The following is a 20,368-nucleotide window of genomic DNA, read 5'->3' on the forward strand; positions in this document are numbered from 1 at the left end:
CAAAATGGTGGTATCGTAAAACGTCGTCTTCTTTCATCCGGACTATACCGTCGGCTCTGGAATTACACCAGATCTGCGCTGAAAGCATGACTCACTTTGCTGCGCTCGCGGGCTTGCTCGTGCTGAGCTTACCGCCGGTGGGGAATTGCACCCCGCCCTGAAGCGATGTGTGAATAGTATAGCGTTTTTTGCATGATTTCCGAGAGCCTTTTTTAGAACAATCAGTTCTATGCATAGTGTAAATTTTGCTTTGCCAAGCGGTACAAACACAAAAAAGCCCGCAGATTGCGGGCCTTTGGGCGTACAGTCATTTAAGCGACTTGTACCGGAATACAGTTTGCCGTGTGGTTGACGGTATTATCTGGATTTGCATACACTAAACGCGGTTTGTGCGCATTTGCTTCGACTTCGGTAAAGTCACCAAAGGTTGCAATAATAACTAGATCACCTACATCTGCCTGATGTGCAGCGCCACCATTCACCGAAATAATGCCTGAACGTTCTTCACCACGAATGGCATAAGTGGTAAAGCGTTTGCCATTGGTGACATTCCAGACATGAATTTCTTCATATTCACGTATCCCTGCCAAATCCATCAAGACACCATCAATCGCACAAGAGCCTTCATAATGAAGTTCGGCATGTGTGACTACGGCACGGTGAATTTTGCATTTTAATAATCGAGATAGCATGGCCAGCGTCTCCTGAGTTGACATAAGCGTCTGATCTTGTCCTTGAATCGGCACACGTTCACATCATTGTGAGCGAGTATGCGCATTTTGCTCTGATTCAAATCGCATGGCAAGCCTGATTGTTCAACAATTTATGCTAATTTGGCTTATATGCATTAATTTGGTTCATGGCTTGAGAGATTTGGCCGTCGACCAACAGTCTTAACTTTGACAAGGCATGATGAATGGCATCGTCCATAAGGCTCTGTTCGCTTTGTGGTGCTTTACCCAAAACGTGCCCAGAAACGCGATCTTTCGATCCAGGATGACCGATTCCAATTCTTAAGCGGTGAAAGTTTGGCCCAATATGCGGCACAATATCACGTAAACCATTATGACCGCCGTGTCCGCCGCCTGTTTTTAAGCGAATCACACCTGGGTCCATATCTAGTTCGTCATGCGCAATCAGAATAGATTCAGGGGGAATTTGATAAAACTTTGAAAAAGGAACAACACTTTGTCCCGAACGATTCATGAAGGTCGTTGGAATTAAAAGACGGACATCGTGTCCTTCAATTTGGCCCCGTCCTGTATATCCATGAAACTTTGGATCTTTTTTTAATGTAATGTGATACTGATCTGCAAGTTGCTCAACAAACCAGAATCCTGCATTATGACGGGTCTGGGCGTATTCCGTTCCCGGATTACCCAGACCAACAATTAGCGAAATCTTAGACACTAATTTACGCCTTGAACACTTATGCGCGTTTGAAGTCAGCGTGCATAGGCGTGTTTTTAGCAGGGTGACGTTGTAACGCTTGGATTTTCACGTTTTCAACTTTGTCACCAAGTTTGATTTCAACAACTTCTTCAAAGAAAGCGTTGTTATCAAGCGCTTTAACAAGTTCACGAAGTTCGATTGTTACTGCTACAGGCTCAGCTTCACCACCATAGATGATTGCTGGAACAAGCGCTTCGCGACGAAGGCGGCGGCTCGCACCTTTCCCTTGCTTGTCTTCGTTACGCGCAGTAGCGTTAAGTACAAAATTTGCCATGAGATAAATCCTCATTAAAGTAAAATAAACTAAACTTGCGACCAGTTTAGTGATAGAAAACCCCAGCCAAGGCCAGGGTTTGAAAAATTCGGGCTATTATAGATAACTATCAAACATCGCGCTAATAGATTCTTCGTTATTAATACGACGAATTGTTTCAGCGACCATGCTTGCTACAGATACTTGGCGGATTTTGCCTAAATTCAATGCTTCAGGAGAAAGCGGAATGGTGTCAGTGACTACCAATTCGTCAAGCACAGAATTTTGCAAGTTTTCTAATGCCTTACCTGATAAAACAGGGTGAGTGGCATAAGCAACAACACGACGAGCACCAAATTGTTTCAGTGCATCGGCAGCTTTGCAAAGTGTACCGGCAGTATCAACCATATCGTCAACAATGACACAGTCACGATCTTTCACATCACCAATCAAATGCATCACTTGTGATTCATTTGCTTTTTGACGACGTTTGTCGATGATTGCAAGGTCGATATCACCCATTTGTTTTGCAACAGCGCGTGCACGTACCACACCACCAACGTCAGGTGAAACCACCATCAAGTTGTCATGCGATTGCTGACGCAAATCTGCAAGCAGGGCAGGCGTACCGTAGATGTTGTCGACAGGGATATCGAAGAAGCCTTGGATCTGGTCAGCATGAAGGTCGATCATGACAACACGGTCTACACCCACAGTGGTTAGCATATCTGCAACAACTTTTGCGGTAATAGGAACACGTGCTGAACGCGGACGACGATCTTGACGAGCATAGCCAAAATACGGAATAACAGCGGTAATACGACCAGCGCTAGCGCGACGTAATGCATCTGCCATCACCAAGATTTCCATCAGGTTATCATTGGTTGGAGCACATGTAGGCTGTACGATGAAAACGTCTTTACCACGAACATTTTCAGTAATTTCTACTGAAATTTCCCCATCAGAAAAGTGACCGACTGAAGCAGCACCGAGAGGAATATGTAAATGGCTTACGACTTTCTGGGCGAACTGTGGATGAGCATTTCCACTAAAAACGACAAGATTGGGCATGAAGCACCCTTGGCGGTTGGCATGTAATGAATTTGGATGGCAGGGGCGGCTGGATTCGAACCAACGGATGGCGAGATCAAAACCCGCTGCCTTACCACTTGGCGACGCCCCTAATGCGGCAGAACTTTAATATTTTTGCCCGCTAATGTCAAGGAAATTGAGTATTAACGTGACAGTAAATTCAGTCTGACTTTATAAAGATATGGCAGGGGCGGCTGGATTCGAACCAACGGATGGCGAGATCAAAACCCGCTGCCTTACCACTTGGCGACGCCCCTAAAGTTGAAATCTGTAATGGCAGGGGCGGCTGGATTCGAACCAACGGATGGCGAGATCAAAACCCGCTGCCTTACCACTTGGCGACGCCCCTATTACAGAATTCTCAGGTGAAGATGGCAGGGGCGGCTGGATTCGAACCAACGGATGGCGAGATCAAAACCCGCTGCCTTACCACTTGGCGACGCCCCTAAATATCATTCTTTTACAAACATAAAGGAGATTGTTTTAACCCGTGAACCACATAAGCTTTACATGGGGCATGAGTTACAATTTCGTTCACATTCATATCGGAAGTGACCTCAGTAAAAACACAGGCACCTGTTCCTGTAAGCTGTGCAGAACCGAACTGATCGAGATACTGCATTGCTTCTTCTACTTCTGGATATAGGCTTCTAGCAAGTGCTTCAAAGTTATTTCCAAAATCAGAAGGCTTTATCTGATAGGCGCAAAATGTAGTGCGCTTAGAATCTCTTGTCAATGTTTTTTGCGAAAAAAGCAGTTGAGTGCTGATAAAACAGTCAGGTTTTAAAACAATGTATTGTTTTTGATCTAAATCTACAAAAGTAAGCTTTTCTCCGACTCCTTCGGCCCATGCATTTTTTCCATAAACAAAAATCGGGACATCTGCACCCAGACTTAAACCTAAATCTGCCAATTGATCAATTGTTAGGCTGCATTCCCAAAGGCTATTAAGTACCCGTAAGGTGGTGGCTGCATTGGATGATCCGCCACCTAGCCCTGCACCCATGGGAATATTTTTTTCTATCAAGATGTGTAAGCCACAGTACTTTGTTGCATATGGTTTGAGCAGTTGTGCGGCCCGGTAGATTAAATTTTGTGTCAGATCGACCTGCGCAATTCCCTCAATTTCAATTTCATGCTTGTCGTTTAATGGCGTAAAGGTGAGCCAATCATACAAATCAATCAGTTGAAAAATGCTTTGCAATTCATGATAGCCGTCGCTGCGACGGCCTGTGATATGTAAAAACAGATTCAGTTTTGCAGGTGAAGGAACGCGCATCATAAGGGGATTTGACTTAACGATTTTGAATAAGCATTGTAATACGATTTTCCTGATTATCGGCAAGCGCTTGCTTTAAAATCAGTTTGTTGGGAAGTTTTTGTTGATCGTTATAACTCAATGACACATCCCAATCATCTTCAACAATATTGGTTACACGGCCATTTTGATCTTGTGTCGTTTTTGCAGACATTGTGGCAGGTCTAGCTTGTACCCAGTTCACCAAATGCGTAATCGGAGCTTGCCAGCCAGTTGCACGCTGTAACAGCTCTTCAGGCGTTTGTGCAGTAATCAAGCCAGTTTTGGCGCTGTTTAAGCTCACTTGTCCGGGTTTGCCTGTAATTTGAGTTTTACCAACCCCTAAAATACCGCTGAGCTCAATATCAAATTGATCTTGATGCTGAGACCAAGTAAAAAAGGCGCTGCCAGACTGTTTTGGTGTGCGAACGCCAATTTTACCTTGTAAATCAAATTCATTAAGCTGTTCAGTTTGATTCTGAGTCGCCGGTGATTGCGTTTTGACGATATGCTGACAACCGGTAAAAAATAACGCACTCGAGCAGCATAGGGCAAGGGAAAGACGAGATGTGGTAAGCATAAATTAACTCTTTTTAGTTGCTGTCGGTAAAATTAGCGCATCGAGTTGCTTTAATTGTGGATCATTTGCATTTTTTTCTTTGAGCTGTTGTAACACTTGGCTAAATTCGGTCAGATTGCCTTGCATGTATAGGGCTTTGGCCAGCCGTACACCAATATTCACATTCTGGCTTATTGCATACGCCTTGCCTAGAGAGTCAATCGCTGCATTGAAATCATTTTGCAAAAAGGCGATATATCCCAAGGTATCTAAAATTGAGGCTTGTTCGGGGGCATATTCAAGGGCGAGTTGAGCATACTGACGAGCTTCATCTAAGCGTCGGTTCTGTAACGCCAGTGTATAAGCATAAGCATTCAGATAGGTCGGGCTATTTGGCTCGATGAGCAGCAACTGTTTTAATGTGCGGTCCAGCTTGTCGCGATCTGAGAAAGGATCCAGCATCAGCACTTCGGCATAGATCAGTTCAGGATCATCCGAAATATTTTTAATGGCTTCATCGAGCAAGCGCAATGCGGCTTTCTTGTTGCCCATTTTCTTTAAAATTTCGGCCTGTGCCTGATATAAAAAACTGGCATGCTGCGGATAATTGACCCGCTCTTGGGTTAAAAAACGTAAGGCATCGTTTAGATTACCCTGTTTTTCAAAAATCGACACCAGATTACGCCTAGACACCACATACAAGCTGCCATCGACCAAACGATAATACGCTTTTGCTGTTTCAAAGTGCTGCTTGCGCTCGGCATTGACGGCCAAATAATAATAGGCGTCATTCTGATATTTTGCAGAGTAACGTAAATCGACCAGATATTGCTCGGCTTTCTCGTAATATTTTAAATCGATACTGGTAAGGCCGGCAATAAACTTGGCATCTTCATTGTCAGGCCACATTTTGATAATGTCTTCGAGCTTTTTTAGCGCCAGTTGTGGCTCACTATGACGAATAAGAAAGCGCGCTTCAGCCAGTCGAACATCTAGGTTGTCTCGATGACGACGACTGGATTTTGCCAGCCATTTCTGTGTTTCTTCAATTTCGCCTAGGCTGGTCAGCAAATTGGCTTTCATTAAAATAAAGCCCGTGACCTTCGGACGCTTTTTTAGGGCCTTGTTGGTGTTGTTAAGCGCATCCTCTAAATGCCCATTTTGTGCCTCAAAGCCTGCAATCATGACCAAAATCGAAGGGTTTTCTTTCTCTTTACTGGTTTTGAGTGTAGCCAATAAGTTTTCCCGATCTTCTTTGGATTCGGGTGCAATACCGGCAAGAATTTGCTCTAGATCGGCATTGGGGTCGATGGTTAAAATTTTATCCAGTGTATTGGCAGCCAGTTTGTATTCATGCGCACGCAGCGCAATATGTGCCAGATAAAAGAGTGCAGGCACATCTTCAGGCTCTTGAACCACCCAATGTGTTGCAATATCCAGAGCGGCTTTTAAATCGTTGTATTCGAGTGCAATATCGAGTGCACGCTGTTTAATGGTGGTTGAATTACTTTTTATTGCGAGTACAGTGTAGTTATGAATGGCGGTTGGAATATCATCATAAGCCAAGGCAAATTCGGCAATCATGCTTTGTTTAAGCGCATCGGTATTTAATGCGGCTGGATGAAATTCATCCACAGCTTGTCCGTGTGCTGTCGAAGCCATGCTACCGAGCAACAAGAATGTGGTAGAATATTGTCTAATGGATGTACCGTTTAACCGGTTATTCATTTGTCGCAATTTTTAGTAATCCAAGTAATGCTTTTTATGACACCGATATTGCACAATAGCATAAATTTAGCGAAATGATGATCTGATATGTCTTTCTTTGCATTGGGTGTCAACCATCAAACAGCTTCAGTCGAGTTGAGAGAACAAGTCGCGTTTAACGCAGAACGTTTACGCGATTTGTTGACTCAACAGCATCGTCATGCCGATTTAAACGATATGGTTGTGGTGTCTACCTGCAATCGTACCGAAGTCTATGCCATGACTGAGCATGCCGATCTGATTTTGAACTGGTTGGCCGAAACCAATGGTATTGAGATAAAACAGTTACTTCATCATGTTTATCGTTACCAAGATGCGCAGGCGGTCACACATTTAATGCGTGTAGCCAGTGGACTCGATTCGCTTATGTTGGGCGAGCCTCAAATTTTGGGGCAAGTCAAAAGTGCACTGGCTTTGTCTAAAGACGCACAAACCGTTTCTTCCGACTTAAACCGCATTTTTGAATACGCATTTTATGCAGCCAAGCGTGTTCGCTCCGAAACAGCGGTCGGTAGCCATGCTGTATCGATGGGTTATGCGGTTGCGCAATTGGCCTTACAGGTATTTAGTCAACCAGAAAAGCTTACCGTCATGATGGTTGCTGCTGGTGAAATGAACACTTTGGTGGCCAAACATCTGGCTGAAATGGGTGTGGCAAAGGTTATCATCTGTAACCGTAGTCAAGCGCGGGCAGAGCAGTTATCGCAAGAAATTGCCCATCAGGTAGAAGTCGAGATCATTGCATTTGATCAACTGGCCGACAATTTACACCGTGCTGATGTGGTGTCGAGTTGTACCGGAAGTTTACATCAGGTCATTTTTTATCAAGATATCAAGGCTGCACTCAAAAAACGTCGCTATAACCAGATGCTACTGGTCGATTTGGCTGTTCCGCGCGATATCGATCCGAAAGTCGAAACGCTAGACGGCGTATATCTGTATGGTGTAGATGACTTACAAAGCGTAATTGATGAAAATTTGGCGCAGCGGCGTCAGGCGGCAGTTGAAGCCGAAGTCATGGTGAGTCAACTTGCCAGTCAATTGCTCACCCAGCAAAAAATTCTGCAAGCAGGCAGTACAATTCATGCTTATCGTGCGCACAGTGAGCAGCAACAGCAGCTTGAGTTAGGCAAAGCCTTAGCTGCCTTGCAAAAAGGCCAAGCGCCTGAAGAAGTGATGACACAACTGGCGCATCGTTTGACCAAAAAGCTCATGCACCCCACATCGATATTGCTGCGCGAAGCGGCGCAACATGAACATCCAGACTATTTTGAGTGGATGAAAAATCAGCTCAATGATGTGTTTGAGCATGAGCGCAAGCCAAAAAATACAGCAGACTAAGTATTGTTAAGACAATAAACGTAAACTGATTTGCTTGGTCAATTCGTTCAGTTGCTGACGCAAATTACGCGATTCGATGAGCGAAATAGGCGTTTTGAGTTTCATTCTTAAATATTTTTCTTGTAAACCCAGTGCATATTCTTTGGCCAGTTTGTCGGCAGTTTCTGGTGCATGCATCAGATTTTGAAGGTTCGTTCGCTCCAAAATATCTGCAATTTCATGTCGATATAAATTACATGCGCCCAAAATATAATAGGTCGCGAGCTCTTGGTCGTCTGGCAACTCTTCAAAAACACGATCCAGTACCGATAAAATCTTGGCCAGAAGTTGATCTGGCGCGATCACGGCGCGTAAGGCCTCAAAATGAATATACAGATATGGATGTTGAATCAGCAGTGCAATCGCCAAGTCTTCATCTTTGGTCTGAATATTAAAGGACAACGATGCATCATGACTGACTTGCGGAGTAACCTTGCGCCCCAGTCCTAACTTTTCTCGAAACGACTGCGTTAACAAATAACGATATGACCCTTGTTTAGGCAATAAATCGGTCAGCTCGCGGAGTTCTCCCATGACCTGACTTTTTCCTTCAGGCGTTGAAATATCGTGCTGCTGAGTGAGGTGTGCAAAAATGAAATCAGACAGTAATGGCGCCTGCTCAAGCAAGCGTTGAAAATGCTCGAGTCCTTCACGCCGAATGAGTGAGTCTGGGTCATGTTCTTTGGGCAATACAAAAAACTTGAGTTCCCGCCCATCATTTAAAGAGGGCAATGCAATTTCCAAAGTTCGACGTGCGGCTTTTTGACCGGCCGCATCGCCATCGAAAGCCACGGTAATGCGCGAGTTTTGCTTGAATAGCGTATTCAGGTGATCGACATTACTGGCCGTGCCTAACGTTGCTACGGCTCCATATACACCATACTGCTGCAACGCAATGACGTCCATATAGCCTTCAACCATCAGCCAGTCTCTGGCTTTAAGCTTGCGCCCTTCATACAGTCCGTAAAGCAGCTGATTTTTATGAAAGACATCCGAATCGGGGGAATTGATGTATTTGGGTTTGATTTCGTCGTTGAGTGCGCGGCCACCAAAGCCCACCACACGACCTTTATGATCACGAATCGGAAAAATAACTCGTTCACGCAGGAGATCAAAGTCACGCCCACTGTCGCTAGAACGAATCAGCCCGACTTGCTTTAAGCCTTCTACGTCGTAAGGAAAGGCTTTTTCCAAATGTTGCCAGTCTTCGGGAGCATAGCCCAAACGCCAAAACTGAATCGTTTCTGCAGTGAGTCCACGCTGTTTAAAATATTGCTGGGCTTTAATGCTATTTGGAAGTTGTCGTTCATAAAATTGCGCCACGTTTTCCAGCAAATCATATAAATTGCCTTCTTGTGGAATATCATCATCAAAAGATTGATAATTTTGTTCAAACTGCGCAAATGGATCATCCATAAACACTGGCGCTTCGAGTGCCTGTGATGCATCGGATGTTTCATTTGAGTTCGTCTCTGGTATCGACGTTTGAGCTGGTACTGGTGCGATTGGCTGCGGTTTTTGTGTAGCGCGTTTATAAGAGAGTTTCTTGCTTTCAAAATTGTCTTTAGGGAGTTCTACGCCCGATTTGCTCGATAACTCTTGCATGACATCGATAAAGTTGCGCCCGTCGATGTCCATTAAAAAACGAATTGCATTACCGTTGGCCTGACAACCAAAGCAATGGTAATAGCCCTTGTCACGATAAACATGAAAAGAAGGAGTTTTTTCTTGGTGGAATGGACAGCAACCAGAGTAGGAGCGCCCTGATTTTTTGAGTTTTACGCGTTGGCCAATCAATTCTACCAGATCGGTTCGGTCTAGAATTTGATCAATGGTATGTTGAGGAATGGCCATAACAGAAAGAATCCCGAGCACATGCAAAAAAGCTTCAATTAAATAGTGTAGCTGAAGCATGCAAAAAAAAGAATTTTGATCGTAACTAAAAATGAAAGGGCAAGTCCATGCTTGCCCTTTTCAATATGCTTTTAAACAACCGATGCGTTATTTTGCAGCACCTGCTTCAGTTGTACTTGGTGCGGCTTGTGTCGCTTGTGCTGGTGGTTTTGGCATCTCGGTAGTACTGGTATCGACGGTTTTTTGTTTATCGAGTAAACCAAAGCTTAAACGGTTGGTCCAGCTCCGTTTATCTGTGCTTTCTACATTGCTTGAAGTGGTTTCTGCGTTTGCATTGGCTTTGGCTTCACGACCAAAAATACCCAATGTTGCGCGGTTAACCCAGCTCGCATCATGACGAGATGCCGCAAGATCTACTGTTCCGTTCGCACGAACCAAGTTCGGGTAGTTCAGTTTTAACAGATTAACGTACTGTTCTGAGGTGGCTTTATCGCCAATTTCATTGTAGGCATAAGCCAGAGTAGCCAAAGCTTCAGGCGTTTGAGGCGTTTGAGGATAATGCTCTACCACCCACTGCGCACGATCAATGGCTGCAATCCAGGCTTTACGTTTAATATTAAAACGAGCCACATTCATTTCGCTTTCAGCCAGCTCTTGCCCGATAAACTTCATGCGCTGTGCTGCATCGACCGAATATTGACTACTTGGGAAACGGCGAATTAAATCGACAAAGTTTTGATAAGCCAACTTCATGTAGCTGGTGTCACGGTGTGACTGCTGTAAAGAAGTATAGCGCATCAAGCTGTCGTAGTTTAATTCCATGTTGGCAACGCCACGAATATAGTACGCATAATCCACGTTTGGATGCTGTGGATTCAGGCGAATAAATCGATCGGCTTGCGTGACCACGGTTTCAAATTCTTTTTGCTGGAATTTTACATACAGAAGATCGAGTTGTGCTTGTGCCGAAGATTGACCTGTTGGATAGTAGGTATCAATTGCTTCTAATGATTTTGCCGCTTCAGAATATTGACCGCGATCAAGCGCTTGCTGCGCTTTTTGCATGTAAATTTGTTCACTTGACTGAGGGCCTGTATCGACTACTTCTTTTTTGGGATTACTGCTACAGCCCACCATTGCAGCCGCTACGCCAAGAGAAAGGGCAAGCATGGTAATCTTATAATTTGGTAGCGACATAAAAACTCCTCTGTTTAATACGGGCAATGAGCTACAATTGCGCTATTAAATCACTTTTATCTGAAAGAGCAAATGACTTCAGCACAATCTTCGAATCCTAATCTCTCCGAAACAGACTTCAACTTACTCGAAGATTCTGAGGATGCAGATAACCATACTTCTGGGCCAACTGCAACACGTTTATCGTTGCAAGTTCAACTTGATCTTGAATACTTGGGTCAACGTATTGATCAAGTGGCGGCATCGGTGTGGAGTGACTTTTCACGTGAGAAATTAAAACAGTGGATGAAAGACGGTCACTTGTTGGTAAATGGTGAAATTGTAAAGCCCAAATATCGCTGTGAAGGCAATGAGCTACTGACTTTGAATGTAGAGCTTGAGGCACAGACCACCAGTAAGCCTGAAGACATTCCGCTGGAAATTGTTTATGAAGACAATGATATTCTGGTCATCAACAAGCCTGCAGGAATGGTGGTGCATCCGGGTGCGGGCAATCATACGGGAACTTTGGTAAACGCGCTCTTGTATCATTATCCAAAATCAGCCGAGCTCACCCGTGCCGGATTGGTACATCGAATCGATAAAGACACCAGTGGCCTTTTGGTGGTGGCTAAAAATCTTGAATCACAATTTTCTTTGAGCAAACAATTGGCAGATAAATCGGTATATCGAATTTATGACCTGATTGTATACGGCAATATTGTGGCGGGTGGCACTATTGATGAGCCGATTAAACGCCATCCGGTGGATCGTATCAAAATGACCATCTTGCCTGGTGGTCGCGATGCCGTAACACACTATAATGTTAAAGAACGTTTTCAGCATTTCACGCGTATTCAGGCGCAGCTTGAAACAGGCCGAACGCATCAAATTCGCGTGCACTTTAGCTACATTGGGCATGGTTTAGTTGGCGATCCGGTGTATATGAGTCGTGTACGCGTACCGGCAGGAGCCAGCGAGCGCTTAAATATCACTTTGCGTACGTTTAAACGCCAAGCGCTACATGCAGCCAAATTGGGGCTGGTACATCCAAAAACTCAACAGGAAATGATGTTTGAAGCGCCATGGCCAGAGGATTTCACCCATCTGGTTGAGGTATTACGTCAAGACAACGCTGCTTATTAATCCAAAATTACAGGATCGTCGCATGGACTTTGTAAAAGGTTTACCCGCTGGAGTATATGTGGGGCAGACCACCCTCATGCATCCTCAAGCGAAGCCGAGTTTGACTCCCGAGCTTGAGGGCTTTAATTTGGCCTTGCATGTTCACGATGATCCGTATCGTGTGCAGCAGCACCGAATGAGCCTACTGAATGAGTTAAGCGCTTATGGCGTGAAGCAACTGACGTGGATGACCCAAACCCACAGTACGATTTGTCATACTGTCAATCAAGCACTTAGTTTTGATGCATTAACTGGCGATGCACTGATTACCCAAAGTAAGGCACAGGCGCTCATGATCATGACCGCAGACTGTCTGCCTGTGGTGTTGGTGAATCGTGCAGGGACTGAGGTGGCTAATTTGCATGCCGGCTGGCGTGGTCTTGCAGATGGCATTATTGAAAATACCATCGAGTCGATGCAAAGTGGTCCTGCCTATGCATGGTTAGGTGCAGCGATCAGTCAGCCGTGCTTTGAGGTTGGTTCAGAAGTACAGCAGATCTTTTGTGCCAAATACCCCGACCTCGTCACCGCGTTTGAAGAAGGTAAACAGCCCGGTAAATTTCAAGCCGATTTGTATGCAATTGCACGCTATATTTTGCAGCAATCTGGTGTAGAAACGATTTTGGGTGGCAATCAATGTTCGTATCGTCAAGCGCAGCATTACTTTTCGCATCGGCGAGATCCGAAAACTGGGCGTATGGCGACATTCGTGTTCATGCAGTAAAACTGCTAAACTTTCATTAACTTGGTGATTAAAGCATCCTATGTCGCAGATCAGAAAATCTCTCTCAATCGTTTATCATAGTCCTTATGGTCATACAGCTAAGGTCGCGGCATATATTGCACAAGGTGCCAAAAAAATGGGCATTGAAGTACATCTGATGCCGATTGAGCATATCGACTGGGATTTACTTGATGCCTCGCAAGGAATTATCTTTGGATCACCCACTTATATGGGAAGTGTTTCGGCAGATTTTAAAAGGTTTATGGACAGTAGCTCCAAACGTTGGAGAGACCGGATCTGGCAAGGTAAACTTGCCGCAGGTTTTGCCAATTCTGGCGGCTTAAGCGGTGATAAGCTCTCGGTGCTACAACAGATTCATCTGTTTGCCATGCAGCACGGCATGTTGTGGTCGGGTTTACCCTTGATGAGCACCGGGCACAACCAAGATGATTTAAACCGTCTGGCCAGCAGTTTAGGGCTTATGACCCAGTCCGATAATGCGCCTGTAGACATTACGCCGCCACAAGGTGATTTAGACACTGCCATCTGGTTTGGTGAGTATATTGGTGGATTATTGTATCGTTTGCACTGAGTCCAGAGCTAAAAAAAGCCTCAATTGAGGCTTTTTTTATTTGTGCATTAAACGTGCTTTGTCACGTTGCCAGTCACGATCTTTCTCTGTGGCACGCTTGTCATGTAATTGCTTACCTTTCACCAGCGCAATTTCAAGTTTGACCAAGTGGCCTTTCCAGTAACAGGCGAGGGGAACACACGAATAACCTTTTTGATTGACAGCACCCATGAGTTGATCAATTTGACGCCGTGACAGTAACAGTTTACGCGTACGTGTCGCTTCAGGAACAACATGGCTGGATGCGGTTAAAAGAGGCTGAATTTGGGCACCAAACAGATAGGCTTCACCATTTTTAAAGATGATATAGCTTTCCGTCAGGCTCATACGACCTGCGCGCAAGGATTTCACTTCCCAGCCTTGCAAAGACATACCCGCTTCAAATTTTTCTTCAATAAAATAATCGTGACGCGCGCGTTTATTTTGCGCGATGGTCCCGCCATTATTTTTTTTAACTACTACTGCTTTCGCCATAATCTTAAAATTCCAAAGTTATGCCTATTGTGCCCTAAACCGCGACTGAGGTGAAGTTTTTTCATTTTAATGGAGTGACTTCGCTATGAAATCAAGATTTGCTAGAATTAAGACTTACAAAATAAACTAGAGTAAAAACGGATGTCTAAAACACGTGTAATCTATCCAGGCACATTTGATCCTATCACCAATGGTCATGTAGATTTAGTCACCCGTGCATCCAGAATGTTTGATGAAGTCGTAGTCGCAATTGCGATTGGACACCATAAAAAACCACTTTTTAGTCTTGATGAGCGTGTACGTTTAGCCAAATCCTCTCTGAGTCATCTACATAATGTAGAATTTGTTGGCTTTGATGGGTTACTGGTCAACTTTTTTCGTGAGCAAAACGCTACTGCGGTATTACGAGGTTTGCGTGCCGTTTCAGATTTTGAGTACGAATTTCAGTTGGCCAACATGAACCGACAGCTTGATCATCATTTTGAAGCGGTATTTTTAACGCCTTCAGAACAATACTCGTTTATTTCATCGACTCTGGTGCGTGAAATTGCTCGCCTACGAGGCGATGTCGCCAAGTTTGTGCCTCAGGCTGTGGTTGAGGCATTTGAACAAAAACATCAGCAAGGTTGGTAACGTGTCACTTTTTATCACCGAAGAATGCATCAATTGTGATGTCTGTGAGCCAGTTTGCCCCAACGAGGCAATCTATATGGGTGAATTGATTTATGAGATTCATCCTGACTTATGTACCGAATGCGTTGGACATTTTGATCAGCCGCAGTGTCAGCTTTTTTGTCCTGTCGATTGTATTCCAAAAGATCCGAACCATGTCGAGACACAAGATCAGCTCATGCAGAAGTATCAAAAACTAATTGATCAAAAAAGCACAAGCAATTAAATCAAATCTTTGATACTATGCGCACACGAAGTGGACTGGACGGTCGCTGCTGTGGAGGTCTTCGTGACTGAAACAGGGGAGGAAAGTCCGGGCTTCATAGGGCAGGGTGCCAGGTAACGCCTGGGCGGCGCAAGCCGACGGAAAGTGCAGCAGAGAGTAGACCGCCTCATTCGTGAGGTAAGGGTGAAAGGGTGCGGTAAGAGCGCACCGCGTGTCTGGTAACAGTTCACGGCATGGTAAACCCCACCAGAAGCAAGACCAAATAGGAATCCTGAGGTACGGCCCGTACTGGATTCGGGTAGGTCGCTTGAGCGTATGAGTGATTGTACGCCTAGAGGAATGATCGTCCTCGACAGAACCCGGCTTACAGGTCCACTTCACCAAATTTTATGTAAATTATGCTTGACGTATCTTGAATTAATGAAGATAATGCGCGCACAGTTTTCGGCTATGTAGCTCAGTTGGTTAGAGCACCGCACTCATAATGCGGGGGTCACAGGTTCAAGTCCCGTCATAGCCACCATTTTATAGACCATGCTCCTGCATGGTCTTTTTTTTGCTTATTGTTTTTGAATCGTAGCATTATTCTTTTTTGATATTCAGATCTGATGTACCATCGTGCGGTTGTTGATGAACGCATAAAATGTTAGGGTATCTACAAAATTGTCATAAATTTGTACGATTTAGCATGATTTGAGTGTTTGGTGAACAGCTGAAAACAAAATCTATTGACGGCCAAGAAGGTTCTATAGATAATGCGCTCACAGTTTACGGCTATGTAGCTCAGTTGGTTAGAGCACCGCACTCATAATGCGGGGGTCACAGGTTCAAGTCCCGTCATAGCCACCATTTTCAAAGATCATGTACATTACGTGATCTTTTTTTTTATCTATCTTTTTTAGATTTTTATTTCACACTCAAGTTCACTGTTTTAGTTTTCTAATTCCAACCGAACTTATGCATTTTCATCACCCAATCAAAAGGATGTTATGGCATGAATAAGTCATTATTACTACTCACAACAACAATTGCATTTACTCCAGTGGTATATGCACAAGACCTGAGCTGGGGCGATCCAAAGGCCGAAGCGGGGCAAGTAAAAGTGTCTGGTGCTATCCGTACGCGCTATCTGAGCAAAGATTTTCAAGATGAAGCCAATGAGGGTTCAAATAACAACTGGCGTCTTGCAGATATCAAGCTCAATTTAAACTATGAAAATCCAAAATGGCTGGCAGCACTCGATGCGCGTTGCTATGAATACGATGAACTTTGTGATGCTGTTTTTTTGAGTGATGCGTGGGTCGGATATAAGATTTCAGATCAGCAACGGGTGAGCGTTGGATTGCAACCTGTTGAGTTTGGCTTCGGACGCTTCTGGGGCAGCAGTTATTACGAAACCCTCATGAATACAGTCGGTTTTGAGGATATTTCGGCGCTTGGGCTACGTTATCAAATCAACCAGAATGATTACAGTTTAAGTTTGGGTTTTTATCCAACAGATGGCGGAAATTATAAGGGGACGTCAAAAGATTCTAGCCGCTACAGTCCGGCATTTGTCGAGGCAGATGACTTAACAACGGGGACGTATTTAAAAGAAAGAAATATCTGGATTGGTCGGTTATCTAAAAAATTTGAGGTAACGCCGATTGATGGACTGAGTACTGAGATTGGTACTTCATTCTGGCATTCTGAACTGAAAAACAAAAAAAACGGTCAAGACGGCTCACGTAACAGTTGGAATGTCTTTACACAGACGCAGTACAATGCTTGGCAGTGGATGTTGCTTGCCGGATCACAATCCATTCAGAACCGCGACACTGAGTTTCCTGACTTTTCAACCTTAGGTGCTTTTGATTTTCCTTATCAGGTGGCCAACAAGACCGATTATGTGGTCAATGAAATCAATTATAGTGTGGCAAAGCCCTTTTATGAGCTTAAGAATATCAAGCCATATTTCTCGTATAGTCGTTTATTTAAAGATCAGGCGGGCTATGAAGACTCAGAACGTATCATTGCAGGTGTTGCATTTAACTACAAAAAGATTGGGATTCAAGGTGAATACATCTGGAGTAAAAATGATCCGATGGTCGGTGCCAGCAGTAATGGATTGGCACAGGGCGATGGCAATGGATGGGACCGCATGCTGTATTTAGCACTGGGTTATTATTTCTAAATGAAAAAGCCCAAATCGTTAGCTACGGTTTGGGCTTTGTTTTATGACTGATGTTGTTCAATCAGGCTTAAGGTTTCGCTACGCGCATAAAATGGTGATAAAACATTCACCAAAAGCGGTTCAAGTAATCCTTCCTGATCTAGAACTCGAATAAGTTTGGGGTAAAACCGCTGTACTTCAGTATAAATATCCTGTTCGTCTAACCCAATGCCGTAAAATAAATCCTGCAACGTATCATCACGATAAAATTCATAAAATACTTCGACACCCCGCAACACGAGATTTTGAATAAAAGGCTGCTGGCGCAGTTCTTTCCAGTATTCATAAACCAGTACAAAAAACTCTTCAATATCTAGAGGATTAATTTTAGAGATGTACTCGTAAACAGTTTTGTCTTTTACATCGTCCCAGAGTGTACGCAGTAAATCTTCAAGATCATCATTGGATAAGACACTCAGTTCTGCCAGTTGCTGCTGAATCAAGCGAGCCAAGTAGTCTTCAATTTTTTGCTCAATTCGTTGCTGATGTTTGTGTGAAAAGGACTTTAGATTTTGCTGCCAACGTGCTTGTAAAGTAGTGCTAGATTCGTTGCCCGATGCTGGCTGCAAAAACCTAGGCAATTTATGATGTATTGCGCTGGTGGCGATGAAGTGACACAGTTGCTCAATGGCTGGGCTGTGACGCAAGAAGGTGTTGAAGTAAAGCCGAATATTGTCTAATTCTAAAAACTTGGCTAACCAGATATCAAACTGTTGATCCGAGACCAAATCATTCAAAGTCGATGGTGATTTAAGTGCGCTAAGATAAATCTGCTTAGAAATTTCACCAATGAATTCGAGTAAATCTGCACCCAACTGCATTTCAAATGCATAGCGCCGAACCACCATTTCAAGTTGTTGCATATCGATGACTTGATGGAGTTTGAGCTGTTGGAGAGACTGAAAAATCAAATGCGAGAGATGTTGTAGATACTCTGAAGAGTGCTCAGCACAGAGCTGAGACTTGAAATAACGCACCTGCTCAAGCAAAAGTGCTTGAGCAAGCTGCGCGCTAGACGATGTCTGATCCTTAGTCATCTGGTCTCCAGCCATTTACGATAGGGTAGCGGCGCTCACGGCTAAAGGCGCGTGAACTGATTCGAGGGCCAATTGCACCTTGGCGACGCTTGTATTCATTACGATCGACGAGACGAATTACTTTTTCAACTACGTCTTTCTCAAAGCCTTTGGCAATAATATCGGCCTGACTTTGATCTTCTTCGATGTAAGCGTAAAGAATCGCATCCAGAATATCATAAGGCGGCAATGAATCTTGATCTTTCTGATCTGGGCGTAATTCTGCCGATGGCGGGCGAGTAATGACACGTTCAGGAATTACAGGCGTATCACCAAGGGTGTTGCGATATTTTGCCAGCTCAAACACGATGGTTTTATACACGTCTTTAAGTACAGAAAAACCACCCACCATATCGCCGTAAAGTGTGCAGTAACCCACTGAAATTTCAGACTTGTTACCGGTTGAAAGCACCAGATTACCAAACTTGTTAGACAGCCCCATCAACAGCGTGCCACGTGCACGTGCCTGTAGGTTTTCTTCCGTCGCATCTGCCGGTGTGTTGCCAAAAAATGGATATAGCGTTTGCATGAAGCTATTTACAATCGGATGGATTTCAGCGATCCCGAAGGTAACGCCCATACGTCGCGCTTGCTCGGTCGCATCTTCCACACTGATTTGAGCCGTATAGGTATAAGGCATCATGACTGCTTGAACCTTATCGGCACCAATTGCATCGGCTGCAATCGCTAGGGTGAGTGCTGAGTCAATACCGCCAGACAAACCTAATATCACACCCGGGAAACCAGAACGTTGTACATAGTCACGCGTGGCCATCACCAAACTTTGATAAATTTCCGCCATGGTATCGAGTGCAGGCGTCACTTCAGTGGTTTTGTACTGCTTATTTTCGATATCATATTCAGCATAGTACAGCGCTTCCTTAAAGCTCGGTGCCTGTACAGCCACAGTTCCGGTGTGATTGATGACAAAGCTGGTGCCATCAAAAATAAGATCATCTTGCCCGCCTACCTGATTGAGATAAACCAGATTGACATTGAGCTGCTTAGAGAGTTCAGTCAAAGTCTGAACACGATGCTGAGGCTTACCCACCTCATATGGTGATGCATTAAGCACCAAAACTGTTTCTACATTGAGCTGCGTGAGCTGTTGAACCGTATTGAGCGACCAAATATCTTCACAAATCAAGACACCAAATCTGTGTCCTAAATACTCAAACACAAGGTGTTGATGCCCAGGATTGAAATAGCGCTTTTCATCAAAAACGCCATAGTTGGGTAAATTATGCTTGTTATAGATTCCGAGCACGACACCATCTTTCATGACAGCGGCAGAATTATAACGATGTCCTTCTTCGGTTTGATGTACAAATCCAAACACCATTACAATGTCTTTTACTTGTTTAAGTTGCTGAAATGCCTGATGCATTCGTTTACCAAGATTTGGACGTAGCAGCAAGTCTTCGGCTGGATAGCCGATGATGGAGAGTTCTGGAAAAATAATTAAATCAGCATGTTGTTTTTTAGCTTCATTTGCTTGCTCAATCATTTTTTGAGCATTTGAATCAATATTGCCAATATGCGGTGAAAATTGAGCAAGGGCAATTTTAAAACTTTTCATTCAAACCTAATCCTAGATCGATAGCACAGATATACGCCATTCGTTGCTTTTGTCATTTTCTTTTTACAACGGGGTGACGCATGGGATAACACAAAAAAAGTCAATCGAATTGAAAAACAGTGCAAGACAGATAATATATACTAATCAAAGCTTTTTCTGCGCAAAAATAACAAGAATTATCTATTTTAATCGATTTTTTATTTGTTGTAATTTGGCTGTATCTATAGCCGACATCGATTACACTCAAATTAATCTTCAATCAATAAAAAGATCATGCTACAAAATTTTCTCATCCTCAGAAGACGAAAGCTGACCTCGGGTGAAATATCACTTACACGCGAAATTTTTAGCTCGCATCTCAATTATGATTCGATCTTTATTTGTGCGCATCGTTTGGTATTGAAGCATTATGCAATCAGTCCTAATGGACATATTTATTTTAATTTGATCGACTGGTGCGAAGATTTTTCGACGCAGTCGATTGAAAAGCAATCTTGGCTCATTCATGAATTGGTACATGTATGGCAAGTACAGCAGGGCATTAAGCTGATTCGAAAGGCCATTTTTGAGCGCCAATATCATTATGTGCTTAAGCGCGGTAAAACTTTTTTAGAGTTTGGTGTTGAGCAGCAGGCACAAATGGTTCAAGACTACTTTCTCAAAAAACATCGTCAACAATCTTGTGATGATCTGGCTGCCTGTATTCCGTTTATTGCTTCCCAGCAATAAAAAAGACCGCTAAATGCGGTCTTTTTTATT

20 protein-coding genes, 6 tRNA genes, 1 other RNA gene and 1 riboswitch are annotated in these 20,368 nt (G+C 43.9%); of the genes, 11 read left to right on the forward strand and 16 right to left on the reverse strand.

Going from position 1 to position 20,368, the window contains the following annotated elements; all coding sequences use genetic code 11:
- Positions 1-21: 21 nt before the first annotated feature.
- A riboswitch (FMN riboswitch) is annotated at positions 22-168 on the reverse strand.
- 143 nt (positions 169-311) lie between these two features.
- The 11 genes from panD to Aso01_RS11730 all read right to left on the reverse strand — a co-directional run bounded on the left by panD (position 312) and on the right by Aso01_RS11730 (position 6,381).
- Positions 312-692 (reverse strand): aspartate 1-decarboxylase, encoded by a 381-nt coding sequence (gene panD / locus Aso01_RS11680; protein ID WP_004941003.1) that lies wholly within the window; start codon positions 690-692, stop codon positions 312-314.
- A 136-nt stretch (positions 693-828) separates the two neighbouring features.
- A complete protein-coding gene (gene pth / locus Aso01_RS11685; RefSeq protein WP_004941001.1) occupies positions 829-1,410 on the reverse strand; it encodes an aminoacyl-tRNA hydrolase in 582 nt (193 codons plus the stop codon).
- A gap of 19 nt (positions 1,411-1,429) precedes the next feature.
- Complete coding sequence (gene rplY, locus Aso01_RS11690; protein ID WP_004941000.1) at positions 1,430-1,726, reverse strand: 50S ribosomal protein L25; 297 nt, start codon at positions 1,724-1,726, stop codon at positions 1,430-1,432.
- A 96-nt stretch (positions 1,727-1,822) separates the two neighbouring features.
- Positions 1,823-2,776, reverse strand: a complete 954-nt coding sequence (locus Aso01_RS11695) for a ribose-phosphate pyrophosphokinase (RefSeq protein ID WP_004929444.1) — start codon at positions 2,774-2,776, stop codon at positions 1,823-1,825.
- Between the two features lie 37 nt (positions 2,777-2,813).
- Positions 2,814-2,888: transfer RNA gene (locus Aso01_RS11700), tRNA-Gln, on the reverse strand.
- 91 nt (positions 2,889-2,979) lie between these two features.
- A tRNA-Gln gene (locus Aso01_RS11705) sits at positions 2,980-3,054 on the reverse strand.
- A gap of 17 nt (positions 3,055-3,071) precedes the next feature.
- A tRNA-Gln gene (locus Aso01_RS11710) sits at positions 3,072-3,146 on the reverse strand.
- A gap of 23 nt (positions 3,147-3,169) precedes the next feature.
- Positions 3,170-3,244 (reverse strand) — tRNA-Gln (locus tag Aso01_RS11715).
- A 13-nt stretch (positions 3,245-3,257) separates the two neighbouring features.
- Complete coding sequence (gene ispE, locus Aso01_RS11720; RefSeq protein ID WP_004940998.1) at positions 3,258-4,079, reverse strand: 4-(cytidine 5'-diphospho)-2-C-methyl-D-erythritol kinase; 822 nt, start codon at positions 4,077-4,079, stop codon at positions 3,258-3,260.
- Positions 4,080-4,092: 13 nt separating this feature from the next.
- A complete protein-coding gene (gene lolB / locus Aso01_RS11725) occupies positions 4,093-4,674 on the reverse strand; it encodes a lipoprotein insertase outer membrane protein LolB (protein WP_004940995.1) in 582 nt (193 codons plus the stop codon).
- Between the two features lie 3 nt (positions 4,675-4,677).
- Entirely contained in the window at positions 4,678-6,381 is a 1,704-nt protein-coding gene (locus tag Aso01_RS11730) for a tetratricopeptide repeat protein (protein WP_004940993.1), read from the reverse strand.
- 87 nt (positions 6,382-6,468) lie between these two features.
- On the opposite strand from Aso01_RS11730, the gene hemA reads away from it, so the two are divergent.
- Complete coding sequence (gene hemA, locus Aso01_RS11735) at positions 6,469-7,761, forward strand: glutamyl-tRNA reductase (RefSeq protein ID WP_004940989.1); 1,293 nt, start codon at positions 6,469-6,471, stop codon at positions 7,759-7,761.
- Positions 7,762-7,767: 6 nt separating this feature from the next.
- Here hemA and Aso01_RS11740 read toward each other — a convergent pair whose 3' ends face one another.
- Positions 7,768-9,654, reverse strand: a complete 1,887-nt coding sequence (locus tag Aso01_RS11740) for a DNA primase (RefSeq protein ID WP_004943191.1) — start codon at positions 9,652-9,654, stop codon at positions 7,768-7,770.
- A 147-nt stretch (positions 9,655-9,801) separates the two neighbouring features.
- The gene (locus Aso01_RS11745) at positions 9,802-10,851 is read right to left on the reverse strand and encodes an outer membrane protein assembly factor BamD (RefSeq protein WP_004940983.1); all 1,050 of its coding nucleotides are present in this window, start codon (positions 10,849-10,851) and stop codon (positions 9,802-9,804) included.
- 72 nt (positions 10,852-10,923) lie between these two features.
- Between Aso01_RS11745 and rluD the strand changes: the two genes are divergently transcribed.
- From rluD to Aso01_RS11760, 3 genes are read left to right on the forward strand one after another with little or no spacing between them, the layout of a single operon-like run.
- On the forward strand, positions 10,924-11,976 hold the full coding sequence (gene rluD, locus Aso01_RS11750) for a 23S rRNA pseudouridine(1911/1915/1917) synthase RluD (RefSeq protein WP_004940981.1): 1,053 nt from the start codon (positions 10,924-10,926) through the stop codon (positions 11,974-11,976).
- 22 nt (positions 11,977-11,998) lie between these two features.
- The gene (pgeF, locus tag Aso01_RS11755; RefSeq protein WP_004940977.1) at positions 11,999-12,739 is read left to right on the forward strand and encodes a peptidoglycan editing factor PgeF; all 741 of its coding nucleotides are present in this window, start codon (positions 11,999-12,001) and stop codon (positions 12,737-12,739) included.
- A gap of 40 nt (positions 12,740-12,779) precedes the next feature.
- A complete protein-coding gene (locus Aso01_RS11760) occupies positions 12,780-13,331 on the forward strand; it encodes a flavodoxin family protein (RefSeq protein WP_004940973.1) in 552 nt (183 codons plus the stop codon).
- A gap of 36 nt (positions 13,332-13,367) precedes the next feature.
- Here the strand turns inward: Aso01_RS11760 and smpB are convergent, their stop codons facing one another.
- A complete protein-coding gene (smpB, locus tag Aso01_RS11765; RefSeq protein WP_004940972.1) occupies positions 13,368-13,844 on the reverse strand; it encodes an SsrA-binding protein SmpB in 477 nt (158 codons plus the stop codon).
- A gap of 141 nt (positions 13,845-13,985) precedes the next feature.
- On the opposite strand from smpB, the gene coaD reads away from it, so the two are divergent.
- The 6 genes from coaD to Aso01_RS11795 all read left to right on the forward strand — a co-directional run bounded on the left by coaD (position 13,986) and on the right by Aso01_RS11795 (position 16,915).
- Positions 13,986-14,477 (forward strand): pantetheine-phosphate adenylyltransferase, encoded by a 492-nt coding sequence (gene coaD / locus Aso01_RS11770; RefSeq protein ID WP_004940969.1) that lies wholly within the window; start codon positions 13,986-13,988, stop codon positions 14,475-14,477.
- 1 nt (position 14,478) lies between these two features.
- On the forward strand, positions 14,479-14,742 hold the full coding sequence (locus Aso01_RS11775; RefSeq protein ID WP_025094358.1) for a YfhL family 4Fe-4S dicluster ferredoxin: 264 nt from the start codon (positions 14,479-14,481) through the stop codon (positions 14,740-14,742).
- A gap of 27 nt (positions 14,743-14,769) precedes the next feature.
- Positions 14,770-15,125: RNase P RNA component class A (rnpB, locus tag Aso01_RS11780), an RNA gene on the forward strand.
- Positions 15,126-15,188: 63 nt separating this feature from the next.
- Positions 15,189-15,265: transfer RNA gene (locus Aso01_RS11785), tRNA-Met, on the forward strand.
- A gap of 249 nt (positions 15,266-15,514) precedes the next feature.
- Positions 15,515-15,591 (forward strand) — tRNA-Met (locus Aso01_RS11790).
- 145 nt (positions 15,592-15,736) lie between these two features.
- Entirely contained in the window at positions 15,737-16,915 is a 1,179-nt protein-coding gene (locus Aso01_RS11795) for a porin (RefSeq protein ID WP_004940963.1), read from the forward strand.
- Positions 16,916-16,956: 41 nt separating this feature from the next.
- Here the strand turns inward: Aso01_RS11795 and Aso01_RS11800 are convergent, their stop codons facing one another.
- The gene (locus tag Aso01_RS11800; RefSeq protein ID WP_004940960.1) at positions 16,957-17,991 is read right to left on the reverse strand and encodes a hypothetical protein; all 1,035 of its coding nucleotides are present in this window, start codon (positions 17,989-17,991) and stop codon (positions 16,957-16,959) included.
- Positions 17,984-19,609 carry an NAD+ synthase gene (locus tag Aso01_RS11805; protein ID WP_004940958.1) on the reverse strand — a complete coding sequence of 542 codons (1,626 nt, stop codon included), beginning with the start codon at positions 19,607-19,609 and terminating at the stop codon, positions 17,984-17,986. Before Aso01_RS11805 ends, Aso01_RS11800 begins: the two co-directional genes overlap by 8 nt.
- 273 nt (positions 19,610-19,882) lie before the next feature.
- On the opposite strand from Aso01_RS11805, the gene Aso01_RS11810 reads away from it, so the two are divergent.
- A complete protein-coding gene (locus tag Aso01_RS11810) occupies positions 19,883-20,338 on the forward strand; it encodes a hypothetical protein (RefSeq protein WP_004940955.1) in 456 nt (151 codons plus the stop codon).
- Positions 20,339-20,368 lie beyond the last annotated feature (30 nt).

It is taken from the genome of Acinetobacter soli (genome assembly GCF_000760595.1).
In the GTDB taxonomy this organism is placed as follows: Bacteria; Pseudomonadota; Gammaproteobacteria; order Pseudomonadales; family Moraxellaceae; genus Acinetobacter; species Acinetobacter soli.